Source organism: Micromonospora sp. HM5-17 (assembly GCF_003762835.1).
Classification (GTDB): Bacteria; Actinomycetota; Actinomycetes; order Mycobacteriales; family Micromonosporaceae; genus Plantactinospora.
Genome location: NZ_RJWA01000013.1, coordinates 1 through 18713 on the forward strand (window position 1 = coordinate 1; position 18713 = coordinate 18713).

General features: G+C 72.0%; 14 protein-coding genes. 6 read left to right on the forward strand and 8 right to left on the reverse strand.

All coding sequences use genetic code 11. From position 1 onward, the window contains the following. Positions 1–531: 531 nt before the first annotated feature. On the reverse strand, positions 532–1836 hold the full coding sequence (tyrS, locus tag EF879_RS24850) for a tyrosine--tRNA ligase (protein WP_123562731.1): 1305 nt from the start codon (positions 1834–1836) through the stop codon (positions 532–534). 222 nt (positions 1837–2058) lie between these two features. On the opposite strand from tyrS, the gene EF879_RS24855 reads away from it, so the two are divergent. Next, the gene (locus EF879_RS24855) at positions 2059–4254 is read left to right on the forward strand and encodes an alpha-galactosidase (RefSeq protein WP_123562733.1); all 2196 of its coding nucleotides are present in this window, start codon (positions 2059–2061) and stop codon (positions 4252–4254) included. 337 nt (positions 4255–4591) lie between these two features. After that, positions 4592–5536, forward strand: a complete 945-nt coding sequence (locus EF879_RS24860) for a sulfite exporter TauE/SafE family protein (protein WP_123562735.1) — start codon at positions 4592–4594, stop codon at positions 5534–5536. Between the two features lie 157 nt (positions 5537–5693). On the opposite strand, the gene EF879_RS24865 is transcribed toward EF879_RS24860, so the two are convergent. The 5 genes from EF879_RS24865 to EF879_RS24885 all read right to left on the reverse strand — a co-directional run bounded on the left by EF879_RS24865 (position 5694) and on the right by EF879_RS24885 (position 11516). Beyond that, positions 5694–6392: an FKBP-type peptidyl-prolyl cis-trans isomerase gene (locus EF879_RS24865; RefSeq protein WP_123562737.1), complete on the reverse strand. Its 699-nt coding sequence runs from the start codon at positions 6390–6392 to the stop codon at positions 5694–5696. A 275-nt stretch (positions 6393–6667) separates the two neighbouring features. Then, on the reverse strand, positions 6668–8038 hold the full coding sequence (locus EF879_RS24870) for a GH1 family beta-glucosidase (protein WP_123562739.1): 1371 nt from the start codon (positions 8036–8038) through the stop codon (positions 6668–6670). A gap of 152 nt (positions 8039–8190) precedes the next feature. Beyond that, positions 8191–9030, reverse strand: a complete 840-nt coding sequence (locus EF879_RS24875; RefSeq protein ID WP_123562741.1) for a carbohydrate ABC transporter permease — start codon at positions 9028–9030, stop codon at positions 8191–8193. Then, positions 9023–10009 (reverse strand): carbohydrate ABC transporter permease, encoded by a 987-nt coding sequence (locus EF879_RS24880; RefSeq protein WP_123562743.1) that lies wholly within the window; start codon positions 10007–10009, stop codon positions 9023–9025. The genes EF879_RS24875 and EF879_RS24880 overlap by 8 nt, the downstream gene beginning before the upstream one ends. A 205-nt stretch (positions 10010–10214) precedes the next feature. Further along, a complete protein-coding gene (locus EF879_RS24885) occupies positions 10215–11516 on the reverse strand; it encodes an ABC transporter substrate-binding protein (protein ID WP_123562745.1) in 1302 nt (433 codons plus the stop codon). A gap of 242 nt (positions 11517–11758) precedes the next feature. Between EF879_RS24885 and EF879_RS24890 the strand changes: the two genes are divergently transcribed. Continuing rightward, a complete protein-coding gene (locus tag EF879_RS24890; RefSeq protein ID WP_123562886.1) occupies positions 11759–12967 on the forward strand; it encodes an ROK family transcriptional regulator in 1209 nt (402 codons plus the stop codon). 400 nt (positions 12968–13367) lie between these two features. Beyond that, complete coding sequence (locus EF879_RS24895) at positions 13368–15614, forward strand: discoidin domain-containing protein (RefSeq protein WP_123562747.1); 2247 nt, start codon at positions 13368–13370, stop codon at positions 15612–15614. 81 nt (positions 15615–15695) lie between these two features. Here the strand turns inward: EF879_RS24895 and EF879_RS24900 are convergent, their stop codons facing one another. Then, positions 15696–16325: a DNA-3-methyladenine glycosylase gene (locus tag EF879_RS24900; protein ID WP_123562749.1), complete on the reverse strand. Its 630-nt coding sequence runs from the start codon at positions 16323–16325 to the stop codon at positions 15696–15698. A gap of 180 nt (positions 16326–16505) precedes the next feature. Here EF879_RS24900 and EF879_RS27400 point away from each other — a divergent pair, with 180 nt between their 5' ends. Further along, positions 16506–16676, forward strand: a complete 171-nt coding sequence (locus tag EF879_RS27400) for a hypothetical protein (protein ID WP_158624288.1) — start codon at positions 16506–16508, stop codon at positions 16674–16676. Then, positions 16673–17014, forward strand: coding sequence for a hypothetical protein (locus EF879_RS24905; protein ID WP_123562751.1), 342 nt, complete (start codon positions 16673–16675; stop codon positions 17012–17014). The genes EF879_RS27400 and EF879_RS24905 overlap by 4 nt, the downstream gene beginning before the upstream one ends. Positions 17015–17131: 117 nt before the next feature. On the opposite strand, the gene argH is transcribed toward EF879_RS24905, so the two are convergent. After that, positions 17132–18595 carry an argininosuccinate lyase gene (gene argH, locus EF879_RS24910; protein ID WP_123562753.1) on the reverse strand — a complete coding sequence of 488 codons (1464 nt, stop codon included), beginning with the start codon at positions 18593–18595 and terminating at the stop codon, positions 17132–17134. Positions 18596–18713 lie beyond the last annotated feature (118 nt).

Here is an 18713-nt window from a genome sequence, read left to right on the forward strand (position 1 = left end):
AGCGATGAGTCCGAAGACCAACCCCTCGGGGCTTCTGTTCCTCGCCGCACGTCTCCCGTCCGGCGCTTTCGTACGTTAGCCGACCGTTTTCGTCGCGTCAAATCGGCTTTCACCGAATCGATCGACCCGTACGGTCACCCGATCACGGCACAGTTCGACAACCGAAACCATTGACCGAGGATTTCGGCAGACCGGCCGCTCGCGAAGTCACCCACGCGCTCGCCCGGCGCACTGCCGACTCGCCACTCTACCCGGTCGGGAACGCGGCGCCAAATCGCCGCAGGGCGGTGCCGGTCACCATGCCCGACCAGGCACACGGCGTCGGGACGCCGCCCCGGACCCACGGCCCATACCTCGTCCGCGGTGCGTTGTCCGCGCTGCTCGGTCAGGCTGTTGCTCATGCGCGGGACTGCGCGGTCCGGCGGGAACGGGCCGGAATCGTGCGCGCGCAGGTGCACAACACCCCATCCGACCGGCGCATTCCCGACCGTCTCCCTGGCCCGGGTGCCGATCAACGGTGCGGGTCAGCCGTCACCCGACCGTGCCCACCTCGACTCCGGCGAAGGTGCGCTTGCCTCGGCGGAGGACCAGGAACCGCCCGTGCAGGAGCATCTCCGGACCGATCGGTGCCTCCGGATCGGTGATCCGCTGGTTGTTGACGTACGCGCCACCCTCGGCGATCGCCCGGCGCGCCTCGTTGAGGCTGCTCACCAGGCCCGCCTCCCGGAACAACACCGCGACGGGCGGCAGTGAGTCCAGCCGGACCAGTCCGGCTTCGGCCAGCGCCGCGCGCAACGTCTCGGGACCCAGCTCGTCGAGCGATCCACGACCGAAGAGCGCCTGGCTCGCCGCCACGGCCTGCCGCGCCTCCTCGGCGCCGTGGACCAGCGTCGTCAGCTCCTCGGCCAGCGCGCGCTGGGCGGCCCGGGCGGCGGGCCGCTCCGCCGTCGCCTTCTCCAGCTCCTCGATCTCCTCGTGGCTGCGGAAGCTGTAGTACCTCAGGAGTTGGCTGATGTCCCGGTCGTCACTGTTGACCCAGAACTGGTAGAAGGCGTACGGGCTGGTCATCGTCGGGTCGAGCCAGACCGCCCCGCTCTCGGTCTTGCCGAACTTGGTGCCGTCCGCCTTGGTGACCAGCGGTGTGACGAAGGCGTGCACCGGCCCGCCGCCGCGGCGTCGGACGTAGTCCACCCCCGCGGTGATGTTCCCCCACTGGTCGGAGCCGCCGAACTGGAGCGTGCAGCCGTACCGGCGGTGCAGCTCGAAGAAGTCGTTGGCCTGCAGAAGCTGGTAGCTGAACTCGGTGTAGCTGATCCCCGTCTCCAGGCGGGCCTTCACGATCTCACGGGCCAGCATCCGGTTCACCGGGAAGTGCTTGCCCACGTCGCGGAGGAACTCGGCCACCGACATCGTGCCGGTCCACTCCAGGTTGTTGACCGGCCGGGCCGCGTTCTCCCCCTCGTACGAGACGAACGGCGCCAGTTGGTCGCGGATCCGCTCCACCCAGCCGGCGACCACCTCCGGGCTGTTCAGGGTCCGCTCGCCCCGTTCGTTCGGGTCGCCGATCAGGCCGGTGGCGCCGCCGACCAGCAGCAACGGACGGTGCCCGGCGAGCTGCAGTCGGCGCGCGGTGAGGACCTGCAGCAGGTTACCGATGTGCAGGCTGGGAGCGGTGGGGTCGAAGCCGACGTAGAACGTCACCGGGCCGGCCGCGAGGTGCGCCCGCAGCTCGTCGAAACCGGTGGAGTCGTACATCAGGCCACGCCACCGCAGGTCATCCAGCACGGACTCCCGGCTTCCGGGGATGGCGGGGGGAAGGCTGCTGCTATCCGTCACGGTCCCGATTCTCCACCATCGCCTTCCCCGGCATCGCCCGCGGGCGGCCCCCACCGAGGTTTTCGACAGAGGCGGCGCGAGCCGGGGCGCCGGAAACACCGGGGCTCGGGCGGCGACGGCGGACCCGTCGCCGCCCGAGCCGACCGTTGACGGGACAGGAGGGCCGGCGGCACGCTACCCGGACCGGAGGTGACAGATCTCCCGCGCCCGGAGGTATCCGTCGTGACCGTTCCCCAGCAGACCCGCCCGGCGACGCGGGGTAGCACCACCGACGGTTTCGTCCACCTGCGCCGGGCCGGGGTCAGCCTCCTCCTGGGGGTCGTCGACGAAGGGCTGCCCGTGGTGCTCCACTGGGGCGGCGATCTGGGTCCGCTGACCGACCCCGACCTCGCCGACCTCGGCACGGCGCTGCGGCGACCGGTCCGGCGCGGCGCACCGGACGGACGACCCGTCGGCGTCGTGCCCGAGCACACGCACGCGTGGTTCGGCCTGCCGGGCCTCACCGGGCACCGGGCCGGACGCGCCTGGTCGCCCCGGTTCGTCCGGACCGACCTGCGGGTGGTGGACGAGGTCGAGACGGCGCCGGCCTGCGCGGTGGTGACGGCCCGGGACGAGCACGCCGCCCTGGAGCTGGAGATCACCCTCGAACTCGACCAGGCCGGACTCGTCCGGCTCCGCGCCGGGGTACGGAACCTTGCGCCCGCCGACCCGTACCAGCTTGACGGGCTGCTGGTGAGCCTGCCGGTACCGTCCCAGGCCGCCGAGGTGCTCGACCTCACCGGTCGGTGGTGCCGGGAGCGGGCGCCGCAGCGCCGTCCGCTCACCGTCGGTACCTGGCTGCGTGAGGGTCGTCGCGGCCGGTCTGGTCTCGACGCCACCCTGCTGCTCGTCGCCGGCACCTCCGGCTTCGGCTTCCGCTCCGGCGAGGTGTGGGGTCTGCACGTCGGCTGGAGCGGCAACCACCGCAGTTTCGTCGAGCGGACGCCGGAGGGCGAGACGGTCCTGGGCGGTGGCGAACTGCTGCTCCCGGGCGAGCTGGTCCTCGCGCCGGGTGAGCGTTACCGCACGCCGTGGGTCTACGGCTCGTACGGGCGCGGACTCGACGAGATGTCCGGGAGGTTCCACGCCCACCTACGCCGCATGGCGAGCCCGCGCCGCCGGCCTCGTCCCGTGGTGGTGAACACCTGGGAGGCCGTCTACTTCGATCACCGTCTGGACCGGTTGATGGCCCTCGCGGACGCGGCCGCCCGGATCGGGGCGGAACGGTTCGTGCTGGACGACGGGTGGTTCCGGGGCCGCCGGGACGACCGGGCCGGCCTCGGCGACTGGTACGTCGACCCGGACGTCTGGCCCACCGGGCTCCATCCGCTGGTCGACCACGTACGCGGACTCGGCCTGGAGTTCGGGCTCTGGGTCGAGCCGGAGATGGTCAACCCCGACTCGGAGCTGGCCCGCAACCACCCGGACTGGCTCCTCAGCACCGGTGGACGGCTGCCCCGTCCGTCCCGCTGGCAGCAGGTTCTCGACCTGACCAACCCGGAGGCGTACGCGTACGTCCTCGGTCGGCTCGACGCGCTGCTCAACGAGTACGACATCGCGTACCTGAAGTGGGACCACAACCGGGATCTCCTCGACGCGGGACTCCCGCCGTCGGGGCGGCCGGGCGTCCACGCCCAGACCCAGGCCGTCTACCGGCTGCTCGACACGGTGCGGGAGCGCCACCCGCGGCTGGAGATCGAGTCGTGCGCCTCCGGCGGCGGGCGGGTCGACCTCGGCATCCTGGCCCGGACCGACCGGATCTGGGGCAGCGACTGCCTCGACCCGCTGGAACGGCAGTCGATCCAGCGCTGGACCCAACTGCTGGTGCCGCCCGAGCTGGTCGGTTCGCACGTCGGCAAGCCCCGGTCGCACCACACCGGGCGGACCCACAGCCTGGCGTTCCGGGCCGGAACGGCCCTCTTCGGCAGTTTCGGCGTCGAGTGGGACATCTCCACGATCTCGCCCGAGGAGGAGCGGGAGCTGGCGGGCTGGGTGGCGCTGTACCGGCGGTATCGGGACCTGATCCACGGCGGCACCGTGGTGCGGGCCGACCACCCCGACCCGGCGCTGTGGGTGCACGGGGTCGTCGCGCCGGACCGGCGCGCCGCGCTCATCGCCCTGGTCGGGGTCGAGACCGGGACGGTCAGCAGCCCCGGAGCAGTCCGACTGCCGGGGCTGGACCCCGGATACCGGTACACCGTGCGCCCGATCGCGCCCGAGCCGGCCACGACCACGCTCGCCGCCGCGCCGGCCTGGTTCACCGACGGCGGGGTACACCTCTCCGGCCGGGTCCTCGGCACCGCCGGCCTGCAGGCGCCGCCGCTGCGTCCGGGCGAACTGGTCCTGCTGCACCTCGCCGCGGATGGCACCGGGCGGTAGCCGGATCAGCGGGGGTGGCTCCGTGACCGGGCCGGTCCGGTGTCGGCGAACCGGGTCGGTCGGGTAGGCGACGACCCACCACGGCACCGCGGCCCACGGGGTGCCGCCGCGATGACCGGTCCGCTCCGTCAGCAGCGTGGATTACGCCTTGACTCCCCCGGGACACCTGATCGACAATCCCTATGGGTTAGGTGGGGAATAGCGCAGCGGAGCGCCACCATCCCGTACGTCACCAGCGCCGCCCATACCGCGACCGTCACCGTCGGCCGGCCGGTACCCGTCCCGCCTGTTCCGTCGTCGGCCGGACAGGCTTCGACCATCTCGGGAAGGAATCCCCGTGCGGAAACTTCTGCTCCTCGCCCTGGTAGGGCTCGGTGCCCAACTCGTCGACGGCAGCCTCGGCATGGCCTACGGCGTCACCTCCACCACCCTGCTGCTGGCCATCGGCACCAACCCGGCGGCCGCCTCCGCCACCGTCCACCTTGCCGAGATCGGCACCACGCTGGCCTCCGGCGCCGCGCACTGGCGGTTCGGCAACGTCGACTGGAAGGTGGTGGCCAAGATCGGCGTACCGGGCGCGATCGGCGCGTTCGCCGGCGCGACCGTCCTGTCCCGCCTCTCCACCGAGGTCGCCGCTCCGGTCATGGCGCTGATCCTGCTCGCCCTCGGGATCTACATCCTGGTCCGGTTCACCGTCGCCGGCATCCCCCGGGAGCGGCTCGGGCGGCCGCTACGCAAGCGGTTCCTCGCCCCGCTCGGCCTGGTCGCCGGCTTCGTCGACTCGACCGGCGGCGGCGGGTGGGGCCCGGTCGGCACGCCCGCGATCCTGGCCAGCGGGCGGATGTCCCCACGCAAGGTCATCGGCTCCATCGACACCAGCGAGTTCCTGATCGCGGTGGCCGCGAGCATCGGCTTCCTGGCCGGGCTGGGCCGCGAGAACATCAACTTCGCCTGGGTCGCGGTGCTGCTCCTCGGCGGGGTGGTCGCCGCACCGATCGCGGCCTGGCTGGTTCGACACATCCCACCGCGGATCCTCGGGTCGGCGGTCGGCGGCATCATCGTCGTCACCAACGTTCGGTCCCTGCTCCGCAGCGACTGGATCGACGCCCCCGACAACGTCCGCTACCCCGTGTACGCCGTCCTCTACCTCATCTGGGCGCTCGCGCTGGTGTACAGCATCTGGCAGTACCGGGCGTACCGGGACCGCGAGACCGTGGAAGCGGTCGAGAGCGCCAGCCACGCCGAGGGGCGCGGGGTCGCGTCCACCCCGATCGTCGCCTGACGCCCACGCCGGGGCCAGTCTGGTCGTGGGCCTGTGCCCGGGCCGGCGGCGTTCACCTCACCGCCTCGATCCGTCGGGCGGCCGTCCGGTGCGCTTCCCGCACCGGACGGCCCCTGCTACGACCACTCCCCGGCCGGGGCACCGACCGCGGCACGGACTACCGCGCGTCGAGGACGTCCACGACGAAGCGCAGCGGCCCGGCCGGTTGGCCCTGGCGCGGGTTCTGGCCGTACGCCAGGTCGGTCGGGATGTCGAGCTGGACCCGGCTGCCGACCTTGACCCCGACCAGCCCCTGATCCCAGCCGGGAATGACGTCGCCGACGCCGATCCGGAACCGCGCGGGCTGACCGCTACGCCAGGAGGAGTCGAACTCCTCGCCGCTACCGTAATAAGCGCCGACATAGTTCACCACGATGGTCTGACCGCGGCGCACCTCCGGCCCGGTCCCCTCGATCAGCGTGGTGACCTCGAGCGTGCTCAGCTCCCCGCGACCAGCCTCGACGACCGGCCGCTCGGACAGCCGCGGGTCGAGAGAGGCGCCGGGGGTCGGGGTGTTCCCGGCCGGTGTCGGGGCGGGTACGGTCGGCGCGGCGCTGGGCGTCGCGGCCGGGGTGCCGGCCGCCGCCGGCGTCGGCTCCGACCGGTCGTCGCGGTCGTCGCCGAGCACGATGAGCGCGGCGAACCCCAACCCGACCAGTACGGCCCCGGCGGTGGCGCCGGCCCGACGCTGCCGGCGTGCCCGGATCGCCGCCGCGCGTGCCGCGGCCGCCTCGGCGGCGGCCCGCCGCTCCTGCTTGGTCGGCCGCCGCTGGCTCGTCGACCCCGGCTGTTCGGTGGCCTGGACCCGATCACTCATCTGATCTCGGACTCCTCGGTGGATCGTGGGAGTAGGCGGGACGGTCGCCCATCGAAGGGCTTTGCACACCGTACCCGCGTCGGCCCGGTCCGGTCCTGGCCGGTGGTTCCCCGTCCGGTGGCCGAGCCGCCGGCCCCGCCCACGCCCGGCCGGAGGGCGGTCGGGGCCATCCCCGTGCCCACCGGGGCGGCGAACGGCGGGAGCCACAGAACGGCCGCCGTGGATACCCGTGCGAGGCATCCACGGCGGCGTCCCAGGGACAACGCCGACTCCGGTCAGCGCGCCGACCGGTCGGCCAGCCCGCCGCGCCGCTGGTGCTCGCGGATCAACTCGGCGTAGCGCAGCCCGCTCGCCTTGATGGTGCGTCGCTGGGTGGCGTAGTCGACGTGGACCAGGCCGAACCGCTTGTCGTAGCCGTACGCCCACTCGAAGTTGTCCAGCAGGGACCAGACGAAGTAGCCGTCGATCGGCACGCCCCGGGCGGCCGCCGCCGCGCAGGCCTCGATGTGCTGTTCCAGGTAGGCGGTCCGCTCCTTGTCCTCGATCCCGCCCTCCGGGGTGACCTCGTCGTACCAGGCCGAGCCGCTCTCGGTGACCATGATCCGGGGCGGGGCGTACGTCTGGTGCACCGAGACCAGCAGTTCCTCCAGGCCCGACGGGTAGACCTCCCAGCCCATCGCCGTCTGCACCGCGCCCGGCACCGGAATCTGCCGGGCGTATGGCACCGGCCCGTCCGGATCGTCCACGATCAGCTGCCGGAAGTAGTAGTTCAGCCCGAGGAACTCGGTGGGTGTCGCGATCGTCTCCAGGTCACCGGCGCGGACCGGAGGCTCCTGGCCGTACGTGGCGATCATGTCGGCCGGGTAGCCCCGGCCGTACAGGGGATCCAGCCACCACCGGTTGACGTGCCCGTCCGCGCGGACCGCCGCCGCGACGTCCTCTGGCCGGTCACTGGCCGGCTGGCACGGACTGGGGTTCAGCACGATGCCGACCGCGGCGGGCCGCGACGCCGCCGCCCGGATCGCCGCGGTGGCGAGGCCGTGCCCGAGCAGGACGTGGTGTGAGGTCGCGACCGCCCGGGTGAGGTCCCGCTCGCCGGGGGCCATCCTCCCCTCCAGGTGCCCGATCCAGGAGATGCAGAGCGGCTCGTTCACCGTCACCCAGTCCGTGACCCGGTCCCCCAGCCGGCCGGCGACCAGGGCGGCGTACTCGGCGAACGCCTCGGCGGTGGCCCGCTCCGGCCAGCCGCCCCGATCCTGCAGCGCCTGTGGCAGGTCCCAGTGGTAGAGCGTGACCAGGGGTCGGATCTCCGCCGCCAGCAGCGCGTCGACCAGCCGGTCGTAGAAGGCGAGCCCGGCCGGATTGACCGTACCGGTCCCGTCCGGCACGATCCGCGGCCAGGCCACCGAGAACCGGTACGCCCCGACGCCGAGCCGGCGCATCAGCTCCACGTCCTCGGGCCACCGGTGGTAGTGGTCGCAGGCCACGTCCCCGGTGTCGCCGTTGTCGACGGCGCCGGGCACCCGGCAGAAGGTGTCCCAGATGGACGGCTTGCGGCCGTCCTCGGCGACGGCACCCTCGATCTGGTACGCCGCGGTGGCGACGCCCCAGGTGAAGTTGGGCGGCAACTTGGACAGGTCCGACACGGGTCGACTCTCCTCCTGGTTCTTGCGGACGCTTCGGGGCGCGCTCCGGCCCTACCGGGCGGTGGCACGACTGAGGGACGGGACGGGCCGCCGGGTGGGATCGCGGACGCGCCGGCGAGCGGCGGGACGCGGGACGGGGCGATACACGGCGGCTACTTGACCGCGCCGGCGGTCAGGCCGGCGACGAAGTACCGCTGCAGGGCCAGGAAGCCGACGACCACCGGGATGCTCACCACCACCGAGGCCGCCATGGCCTGGTTCCAGAAGACGTTGTACTGGGTGGCGTATCCCTGGAGCCCGACGGCGAGGGTGCGGCTGTTCTCGTCGGTCATCACGGAGGCGAAGAGCACCTCGCCCCAGGCCGTCATGAACGCGTACACCGTGACGGCGACGATGCCGGGGATCGCGGTCGGCAGGATGACCCGGAACAGCGTCCGCATCGGGCCGGCGCCGTCGACCTGGGCCGCCTCGTCGAGCCCGCGCGGGATCGAGTCGAAGTAACCGACCAGCATCCAGATCGAGAACGGCAGCGAGAAGGTCAGGTACGTGATGATCAGCCCGAGCCGGGTCGCGTAGAGCTCGATCCCGGTGAGGGTGCCGAGGTTGACGTAGATGAGGAAGAGCGGCAGCAGGAAGAGGATGCCGGGGAACATCTGCGTCGACAGCACCGTGACCGAGAAGAGCTGCCTCCCTCGGAACCGGTAGCGGCTCACCGCGAAGGCGGCGAAGATCGCGATCGCCACCGAGACGATCGCGGCGACACTGGCGACGAGCAGGCTGTTGACCATGTACCGGCCGAGCGGCACGGTCCGCCACATGTCCAGGAACGGCTGGATCGTCGGCCGGGTCGGCAGCCAGGTGAAGTCGCCCTGCACGTCGCGTAGCGGCTTCAGACCCGAGGTGACCATCACGTACAGCGGCGTGACGACGAAGAGAGTCAGCAGGCTGAGCACGATCCGACGGGCCCAGCGTTCACCGGTGGTCTCACGCATACGCTCTCCTGCGGTTCGTGACGAGCAGGTAGACGGCCGTGACCACGAGCAGGAAGAGCAGCAGGAGCACGGACATCGCCGACCCGAGCCCGAAGTTCCAGGTCACGAAGGAGCTTTCGTAGATGTGGATCGAGATGAGGTCGGCCTCTCGCGGCGCGGCGCCGCCGAAGAGGACGTACGGGGTGGTGAAGTCGTTGAAGGTCCAGAGGAAGAGGACCAGCAACAGGACCTGGTTGACCGGGCGGAGCAGCGGCAGGGTGACGCTGCCCAGCCGCCGCCAGAATCCGGCGCCGTCCATCGCAGCCGCCTCGTAGAGGTCGGCGGGGACGTTCTGCAGGCCGGCCATGATGCAGAGGAAGGCGAACGGCCAGGACCGCCAGACCGAGACGACCAGCAGCGACCAGAAACTGTTGCCGCCGATCAGCCAGAAGGGTGGCTCGTCCACCAGCCCGAGCTGGGCCAGGACGTGGTTGACCAGGCCGGTGTCCCGCTGAAACAGAAAGCTCCAGGTGATCACGGCGGTGTAGACCGGCAACGCGTACGGGGTCAGGAAGAGGGTCCGCAGCAGGGCCCGACCTCGGAACGGCCGTTGCAGGAAGACCGCCGCCGCGAGGCCGAGGACCCAGGAGAGCCCGACCGAGGCCACCGTGTAGACCACGGTCACCCAGAACGAGTGGACCAGGTCCTTGCCCGTGGCGGAGTCGAGGTCGAGGGTGACCCGGTAGTTCTCCAGGCCCGTGAAGGGCGCGGTGGACCAGTCCCGGATGTGGAACTGGGTGAGCTCCAGCAGGCTCATCCAGACCCCGACGAGCATCGGGACGATGTGGACGCCCAGTTCGAGCACGAGCGCCGGGACGAGCAGCAGGTACGGCAGGAGAAGTCGCCGGCTCTTACGGCGACGGGCACGGCGGCCGGCCGCGGCGGGCACGGCCGGCGGGCCGGTGGGCCGTACCGGACCGGGTGCGGTGGTGGTGGCCATCAGGTCCTCTCGGAGCCGGACCGGCCGTCGGACCGGTCCTCTCGAATCCGGACCGGTCGCGACCGGCCGGTCTGGGTCCGGACCGGCCGGCCGGTCCGACCGGTCCCGTCAAGGTGGACCGTGGAGGGGTGGCGCGTCGTCCCCCTCCACGGTCCACGTCGGTGTCGTGACGCCGGTGGTCGGCGCCCGTCGGGGCTGTCCGGGCTCAGCTGCCCATCTTCTGCTGGGCCACGCTGAGCTTCTCCCTGACCAGCGCCTCGGTGATGGGTTTACCGCTCGCGGCGTCGGCGAAGAGCTCCTTCATCGCGGCGCCGACCAGCGTCTCGAACTGACTCTCGTTCGGCACCTGGGGCAACGGCGCGGCCGTGGTGGTGAGCACCTCCCGGAGCACCTTCTGCTCCGGGGCCTGGAAGGCCGGGTCGGCGCCCGCCGTGGTGACCGACGGCAACGAGCCGTAGGTCTTGTTGAGGATGATCTGCTCCTCGTCGCTGGTCATGAACTTGACGAACTGGAGCGCGCCGTCCCTGTTCTTGGTGTGCTTGAAGATCGCGATGTTGATGCCGGCGACCATGCTGTTGATCCGCTTGCCACCCGGCGGGGTGGTGGCCGGGAACGGCACCGGGGCGACCCCCCACTCGTCGGGGCTCATCCCCTGGGCCTTGAAGTTGTTGCCGGCGGCCTGCCAGAGCAGCATCGCCGCCTTGCGGTTGGCGAAGTCGGCGACGGACTGGTTCTGCGCGTACTCGGCGTTGCTGGGGTTGACGATCTTGTCTGCCGCCATCAGGTCGATGTACCGCTTGACGGCGGCGACGTTCTGCGGCGTGTCGAAGGTCGGCCTGCCCGACGAGTCGAACCACTCGCCGCCCCACTGCTGGCCGAAGGTGAAGGCGTGGTGGGAGTTCTCCGAGGGGTTAGCACCCTCGATCGCGAGCCCCCACTGGTCGCCCTTGGTCAGCTTCTTGCCCACCTCGACCAGCTCCTCCCAGGTGGCTGGCGGGTTGGTGATGCCGGCGTCGGCGAACATCTTCTTGTTGTAGTAGAGCGCGTACGCGAGGCTGTACAGCGGCACCGCGGTCGGCGGCTTGCCCGGGGCTCCCGCGGCGGCAAGCGCGGCCGGCACGAACCGGTCCTTGCCGCCGACGGCGGCCAGGGTCGCGTCGTCGAACGGCACGAACGCGCCGGTCGCCTGGAGCGACGCCGACCAGGTGTTGCCGATGTTCACCACGTCGGGGCCCTTGCCGGAGGTGGCGGCGGCCAGCAGCCGGTTGAGCAGGTCCGACCAGGGCACCACCTCAAGGCTGACCTTGATGCCGGTCTGCTTCTCGAACTTGTCGAGTTCGGGCTGCAGCGTCTGCTTGTCGAACTCGATGCTGGCGCCCTGGTTGCTCGCCCAGTAGGTGAGCGTCTTCGCGGCCTCGCCCGCGGATCCGCCCGAGTCGCCGCAGGCGGCGAGCGAGGCGGTCGTCACGAGGGCGGCGGCAAGTACTGCGAGGTGTCTCTTCGACACGGTCTGCCCTTCTGCGTCGGCGGCCGCCCGGAGTCCGTTGGCAGGATGCGCCGCGGCGGGGGTCCGGACGGCCGGAGGTGGTGGAGCGGTGGGGCACGATCTGCCCGGAGGTGCCAGAACGATCCTGCCGGGGGTTCCATCAAGGCTTAATTAACGTCGTTATTAAAGTGTGCGGCGGCCGGGCCGTCAAGGACTGGCCGTACAGTGGCTCCCGGCAGCGCCGGGTTTATCTGAGGCGGTGGGTGGACCTGGAACGGACGACGAACCGGATCGTGCGGCAACGCAACCGGTCCGCCCTGCTGTCGAAGCTCTTCCTCGAGGGGCCGCTGACCCGGCAGGACCTGGCCCGGAGCACCGGCCTGAGCCAGCCGGCGGTCAGCAACGTGGTCGGCGACCTGATCAGCGCCGGCCTGGTGGTCGAGGCCGGCGCGGTGGAGTCCGACGGCGGGCGCCCCAGCATGATGCTCCGGGTGGAGCCCCGGTTCGCCCTGGTGGCCGGGGTCGACGTCGGGGAGACCCGGGTCCGGGTCGAGCTCTTCGACCTGGCCATGACGCTGCTGGCCAGCGCGGACTACCCGCTCGACGCGGACGGGCCGGCGCCGGAGGCCGTGGTCCGGCACATCCTGGCCGGGATCGAGGCCGTCACCACGCAGGCCGGGGTGGCCCGGTCGGACATCCTCGGCGTCGGCATCGGCGTCTCCGGCGTGGTGGTCCAGGGCGACGAGGCGATCGTGCACGCCCAGACCCTCGGCTGGCACGGGGTGCCGCTGGAGCGGCTGCTCCGGGCCGAGATCGACCTTCCGGTGCACATCGACAACGGCGCGAAGACGCTGGGCCAGGCGGAGATGTGGTTCGGCGCCGGCCGGGGCAGCCGACACGCCGTCTTCGCGCTGGTCGGCTCCGGCGTCGGCGCCGCCGTGGTGACCAACGGGGTGATGTACCGGGGTTCGTCGAGCAGCGCCGGCGAGTGGGGGCACACCACCCTGGTGTACGGCGGACGCGCCTGCCGGTGCGGGGCTCGGGGCTGCCTGGAGGCGTACGTCGGCGCCGAGGGGATCCTCGACCGCTACCGCGAGGCCCGGCACGGCCGGGAGGTTCCCGGCGCCGACGAGGAGTCCCAGCTCAACGCGCTGCTCGAGGACGCCGAGCGCTCCGCCACCGCCCGCCGGGTGCTGGAGGAGACGGCCGGCTACCTCGGCGCGGGGGTGGCGAATCTGATCAACCTGTTCAACCCGGAACGGGTGGTGCTGGGCGGATGGGCCGGAATGGCCCTCGGTGCCCGGTTGCTCCCCTCGATCCGGTCGGCCGCGGCTGGCCAGGCGCTACGTCAGCCGTACGAGCAGGCCCGCATCGAACTGGGGCAGCTCGGGGTCGACGCGGTGGCCCTGGGCGCCGCGACCCTGCCGATCGCCGAACTGCTCGCCGCGGGTGGCGTCCGTACCCGCACCTGACCGGGACGCGTCCGCCGCCCGGCCGGGGAACGCGTCCGCGGCCCCGGATTTCCCGCTGCCCGTACCCCCGGCAGCACCCGCGCCGCCGGGGCCCGCCGCTCGTGCCCGGCGACCGGCCCACCCGGACATCCGGGATAAATTACGTCGTAATAGATTGATGTCTTGACGCCGACGGAAGGCGGGCGCCAGACTCGGGTTCCCGAGAGAGCGCTCTCTTCACCGTCTACACCCGACACTGGAGTCGACCCCCACCACACCCCCACGCCCGGTCCGGACCGGAACACCCCGCCGCATCGCCGGCCGTCTCACCCCACCGCAGCCGCCACCGGCGTACCGGCGCGGTTCTCTCTCCCCCCGTGCCGAGGCCACGTCGGGCGTGCCCTCCTGGACAGGTACCGTGATGATTTCTCATCCTTTTTCCCGTCAGTCTCCGCCTGGCCGGCTCGCCGGCCCGACCGCACCCCGACGCCGGGGCGTCGCCCTCGGCGTCGCCACCGCGCTCCTGCTCGCGTTGACCCCGTTCGCCGGACCGGTGCCCGCCGCGCAGGCCGCGCCGACCCTGCTCTCCCAGGGACGTCCGGCCACCGCCTCCTCGACCGAACACGCCGGCGTCCCGGCCTCCGCGGCGGTCGACGGCGACACCGGAACCCGCTGGTCGAGCGCCTTCAGTGATCCACAGTGGCTCCAGGTCGACCTCGGCGCCACCGCCACCATCAGCCAGGTCGTCCTGCACTGGGAGACCGCGTACGCAAGCGCCTTCCAGATCCAGACCTCGGCCGACGGCAGTGGCTGGACCACCATCTACAGCACCACCACCGGCACCGGCGGCGTCCAGACCCTGACCGTCTCCGGCACCGGCCAGTACGTCCGGATGTACGGCACGACCCGGGCCACCGGCTGGGGCTACTCACTCTGGGAGTTCCAGGTCATCGGCGAGTACGCCGGTGGCGGCGACCCGGGTACGGTCGAGCCCACCGACCCGTTCAACCCGAACTTCGGCCCGAACACCTTCGTCTTCGACCCCTCGACGCCGACGTCGGCGATACAGAGCCGGCTCGACTCGATCTTCGCGCAGCAGGAGACGGCCCAGTTCGCGCCCCGGCGCTACGCGGTGCTGTTCAAGCCCGGCACCTACACCGCCGACGTCAACCTCGGCTTCTTCACCCAGGTCGCCGGGCTCGGTATGTCACCGGACGACGTCAACCTGAACGGGCACGTCCGGGTCGAGGCGTTCTGGATGGGCGGCAACGCCACCCAGAACTTCTGGCGAGCGGCCGAGAACCTCTCGGTGACCCTGCCCCCCGGCGTGACGGTCGAGCGCTGGGCGGTGTCGCAGGCGGCGCCGTACCGCCGGATGCACCTGCGCGGCGCGCAGAACCAGATCCAGCTCTGGAACGGCGGCGACGGCTGGTCCAGCGGCGGCCTGATGGCCGATACCAAGATCGACGGGATGGTCGTCTCCGGCTCGCAGCAGCAGTGGTACTCGCGCAACAGCGAGTTCGGCAGCTGGAACGGGTCGGTGTGGAACATGGTGTTCCAGGGGGTGACCGGGGCGCCGCCGCCGCACTTCCCCAACCCCTCGCACACGGTGATCCCACAGACCCCGGTGGTCCGGGAGAAGCCCTTCCTGTACATCGCCGGCAACGGCGAGTACCGGGTCTTCGTCCCCGGACTGCGTACCAACTCGGCCGGCACCAGCTGGTACAACAAGACGCCGGTCGGCTCCTCGCTCTCGCTGAGCACCTTCTACGTCGTCCGGCCGGGCACCACCGCGGCGACCATCAACGCGGCGCTGGCCCAGGGCAAGAACCTGCTCTTCACGCCGGGCCTCTACCGCATCGACGAGACGATCCGGGTCACCCGGCCGGACACCGTCGTGCTCGGCCTGGGCCTGGCCACCCTCGAGCCGCAGAACGGCATCGTCGCGATGACCGTCGCGGACGTGGACGGCGTCAAGATCGCCGGCCTCATGTTCGAGGCCGGGGTCACCAACTCCCCGGTGCTGCTGGAGGTGGGCCCGGCCGGGTCGTCGGCGAACCACGCCGCCAACCCGACCTCGCTGCACGACGTCTTCTTCCGGATCGGCGGCGCCGTCGCCGGCAAGGCCACCACCACCCTGCGGATCAACAGCCACAACGTGATCGGCGACCACATGTGGCTGTGGCGGGCCGACCACGGTGACCCCGGCACCTACGGCTGGACCGTCAACCCGGCCGACACCGGGCTGGTGGTGAACGGCAACAACGTCACCATGTACGGCCTCTTCGTCGAGCACTACCAGAAGTACGAGGTGATCTGGAACGGCAACGGCGGACGGACGTACTTCTTCCAGAACGAGAAGCCGTACGACCCGCCGAACCAGGCGGCCTGGATGAACGGGTCGACCCGGGGGTACGCGGCGTACAAGGTGGCCGACCCGGTGACCAGCCACGAGGCCTGGGGACTGGGTAGCTACTGCTACTTCAACGTCAACCCCTCCGTGGTCAACGAGCGGGCGTTCGAGGTCCCGGTCACCTCCGGCGTCCGGTTCACCAACATGGTCACCGTCTCACTGGGTGGGGTCGGCACGATCAACCGGATCATCAACAACGCCGGCGAGCCGGCCAACACCGCCAACCAGGTCCGCTACCTGACCACGTATCCGTAACGACGGAACCACCTTCCGCACACGTCTCGGGTCCGCGTCCCCGGCCCCGCGCCGGGACGCGGACCGCGCCGCGTCCGCCCGTCACTCGGAGCCGGTCGGTTTCGGCCGGCGTGGGACGTGCCGGCGGTAGGCGCTCACCGTCGGGTCTCCGGCGATCCAGAACCGCCACGGCCGGTCGTGGGCACCGGTCACCCCGACCCGGGGACCGGCGGCGATCGCCGCCGGGGGCACCGGGCTGGCCGGCGGGCGCAGCCGTACCGGCCCGTCCCCGAGCAGGTAACGGCCGTAGACGGACCCGTCCAGCCCGAGCGCCGCGCAGAGCCGGGCGGGTCCGCGGGCCAGGTCCACGTCCCGACGTACGGCGGTCCGCCGCGCCCGGGCGACCTCGATCCCGTCGACCACCTCGCCCGCCCGGAGCAGGACCGCCGACGCCTCCCCCGCCGGCCCGGTCACGACGTTCATGCACCAGTGCATGCCGTAGGTGAAGTACGCGTAGGCGTACCCGGCCGGGCCGAACATCACCGCGTTGCGCGGGGTCCGTCCCCGGTGCGCGTGCGAGGCGGGATCGCCGCCGCTGCCCGCGTACGCCTCGACCTCGGTGATCCGTACCGTGACGCCGTTCGCGGCGAGGGTGCTGCCGAGCAGTCCCCGGGCCGCGGGCAGCACCGGCCCGGCCAGCAGCGCGGCGAACTCCGTGGTGGTCAGAGGCATGCGTCAAGCACATCACGAACGACGGCGGGCCCGTCCGGCGGGGAGCAGCGATCCATGCACAGAAGTCTGTGATTCACCACCCGTTCAGTCACTCACTCGCGAGAGATCTCGGTCGCCGGCCTTGCGGCTCCCCACGGGCGACGCGATGGTTACGTGCAGTCACCGAAATGGAGGGTTGCCATGTACGTCACCGCGGCAGCCGTCGCCGGGATGACCCTGGGCTTCGTCGCCGGCCTCTGCACCTACCGGACATCCCGCCGCTGGTGCGCCACCTGTGGCGGCGGCCTGAGCTGCCCGGCCTGCGCCACCGCCGGCGTACGCCGGAACACCCCGGCACGGCGGTTCCGATGAGCGACGGGCGGGAGGTGCCGCACCTGCCGCCGGGGACGGTCCTCGACCTCGGCGCGGATGACTGGCGGTACGGCGACCAGCGGCTGCGGCTCATGGTGGAGTTCGTCCGCCTCGACCTGTCCCGGTACTACGACAACGAGTGGGTCTGGATCAGCGGGCAGCGACTGGCCCGGGACGGTTCCCCGTTGGGGCACCTGGACGCGCTGGTCAGGGTCGCGGCGCTCCCCGGCGGGCCGACGACCGACGGGAACGGCGCCTCCCGCGGGAACGGCACGTCCCACGGGAACGGCGCGGCGACGGGGCGGGCGAGGGGACACCGACGGTCGGCCAATCGGTGAGGGCGGCGTACCCCTCGTGCCGTTCCGGCGATGTCGGGCGCCGGACCGGGGCGGCACCCGACCCGCCGGAGCCGCGCGTCGCTCCGCCACCCGGCCGGCCGCGGCCGGCGGAGGCCGTCACCGGGGCAGCACCGACTCGGTGGACCACTCCCGCCAGCTGTCGAGCTGGTCGGCGGCGGCGGCGAGCTGCTCGGCCACCGGTCCCGGACCGGTCGAGCCCGGCGTGGTCCGCGCGGCCAACGCGGAGCGGACCGAGAGCACGTCCCGGACGCTCGGGTCGAAGTGCTCGCTGACCAGCCGCAGGTCCTCGTCGGAGACCTCGTCGAGTTCGCATTCCCGGGCCACGCAGAGCGCCACCAACCGGCCGGTCACCTCGTGCGCCTCCCGGAACGGCACACCCTTGCGGACCAGCCAGTCCGCGACCTCGGTGGCGAGGGAGAAGCCGGCCGGGGCGGCGGCGGCGAGCCGGTCCGCCCGGACCGTCATGGTCGAGATCATCCCGGCCAACGCGGGCAGCACCAGGTCGAGGGTGTCGATCGCGTCGAAGACCGGCTCCTTGTCCTCCTGCATGTCCCGGTCGTACGTCAGCGGCAGACCCTTCAGCATGGTCAGCACGCTGACCAGCCCGCCGATCAGCCGGCCGGACTTGCCCCGGGCCAACTCGGCGACGTCGGCGTTCTTCTTCTGCGGCATGATCGACGAGCCGGTGGCGAAGGAGTCGTCCAGCTCGACCCAGCCGAACTCCTGCGAGGTCCACATCACCACCTCCTCGCCGAGCCGGGACAGGTGCACGCCGAGCAGCGCGGTGACGAAGAGGAACTCGGCGACGAAGTCCCGGTCGGCGACCGCGTCCATCGAGTTGGCGAACGAGGTCCGGAAGCCGAGCTCCTTGGAGACCGCCACCGGGTCCAGCGGCAGCCCGGAGCCGGCCAGCGCACCCGCGCCGAGCGGGCTGACCGCGGCCCGGTGGTCCCAGTCGCGCAGCCGCTCCAGGTCCCGCAGCAGCGGCTGGACGTGTGCCAGCAGCCAGTGGCCGAAGGTGACCGGCTGCGCGTGCTGCACGTGGGTCAGCCCCGGAGCCGGCGTCTCCAGGTTGCGGGCCGCCTGCTCGATCAGGGCGTCGGCCAGGCCGACGATCCGCCCGGCCAGACCACGGGCGTGGTCCCGCAGGTAGAGCCGCAGGTCGGTGGCGACCTGGTCGTTGCGGGACCGACCGGCCCGCAGCTTGCCGCCCAGGGCGCCGAGCCGCTCCAGCAGGCCGCGTTCCAGCGCGGTGTGCACGTCCTCATCCTCGACCGTCGGCCGGAACGTGCCGGTCCGGACCGCGGCCTCCAGGTCGTCGAGGGCGGCCAGCATCCGCCCCAGCTCGTCGGGGTCGAGCAGGCCCGCGGCGGCGAGCACCCGGGCATGCGCCCGGGAGCCGGCCAGGTCGTACGGGGCGAGCCGCCAGTCGAACTGGACGCTGATCGAGAGTCTGGCCAGCGCCTCCGCGGGACCGCCGGCGAACCGACCGCCCCACAGACTCGTACGGTTGGTCCCGGCGCTGTTCTCGGTCAGGCTCTTGTCGTCCACGCCGCCCATTGTGAAGGTCATGTCGGGCAGCCTCCCAACCGGGCGTCCCTCGCTGACTCGCCGGGGCCGGTGACGGACTCCACGCGGGCGTCGGGCCCCTCGACCGCCCCCAGGTACGCCGGGACGG

What these genes read in the sequence shown, in the direction of transcription:
- EF879_RS24865 (WP_123562737.1), bottom strand. Translation starts at nt 6,392, where the DNA reads ATGAGTGATCGGGTCCAGGCCACCGAACAGCCGGGGTCGACGAGCCAG.
- EF879_RS24875 (WP_123562741.1), bottom strand. Translation starts at nt 9,030, where the DNA reads ATGCGTGAGACCACCGGTGAACGCTGGGCCCGTCGGATCGTGCTCAGC.
- EF879_RS24880 (WP_123562743.1), bottom strand. Translation starts at nt 10,009, where the DNA reads ATGGCCACCACCACCGCACCCGGTCCGGTACGGCCCACCGGCCCGCCG.
- EF879_RS24895 (WP_123562747.1), top strand. Translation starts at nt 13,368, where the DNA reads ATGATTTCTCATCCTTTTTCCCGTCAGTCTCCGCCTGGCCGGCTCGCC.
- EF879_RS24900 (WP_123562749.1), bottom strand. Translation starts at nt 16,325, where the DNA reads ATGCCTCTGACCACCACGGAGTTCGCCGCGCTGCTGGCCGGGCCGGTG.
- EF879_RS27400 (WP_158624288.1), top strand. Translation starts at nt 16,506, where the DNA reads ATGTACGTCACCGCGGCAGCCGTCGCCGGGATGACCCTGGGCTTCGTC.
- EF879_RS24905 (WP_123562751.1), top strand. Translation starts at nt 16,673, where the DNA reads ATGAGCGACGGGCGGGAGGTGCCGCACCTGCCGCCGGGGACGGTCCTC.
- argH (WP_123562753.1), bottom strand. Translation starts at nt 18,595, where the DNA reads ATGGGCGGCGTGGACGACAAGAGCCTGACCGAGAACAGCGCCGGGACC.